General features: G+C 43.2%; 1 protein-coding gene. It reads right to left on the bottom strand.

Annotated features, from left to right (window positions below):
• On the bottom strand, positions 1-315 hold a 315-nt coding region (locus AD60_RS09920), incomplete at both ends, for a methyl-accepting chemotaxis protein (RefSeq protein ID WP_233186887.1).

Consider the following 315-nt stretch of genomic DNA (forward strand, 5'->3'; position numbering starts at 1 on the left):
GCTGTGCTCATCTCTTGCGCACTTGCACTTTGTTCTTGCGCACTTGCAGTCATGTTTTCTATCCCTTGGTCCATCCTTTCTATCCTTTCTTTTATCCGGTTGAAACTTTTCTGTACATCCTCCATCTTTTCGTTTATTTCCCCTATCGTTCCTACTACCTTGTTCGTCGATTCGTTTACTTTGTTCGTCCCTTGCGTTATGTTGGTTAATATTTCAGATATTTCATCCGTTGCATTCCTTGATTCTTCTGCTAATTTCCTTATCTCATCCGCTACTACCGCAAATCCTCTTCCTGCTTCTCCTGCCCTTGCCGCT

It is taken from the genome of Petrotoga sp. SL27, assembly GCF_002924605.1.
GTDB lineage: Bacteria > Thermotogota > Thermotogae > Petrotogales > Petrotogaceae > Petrotoga > Petrotoga sibirica.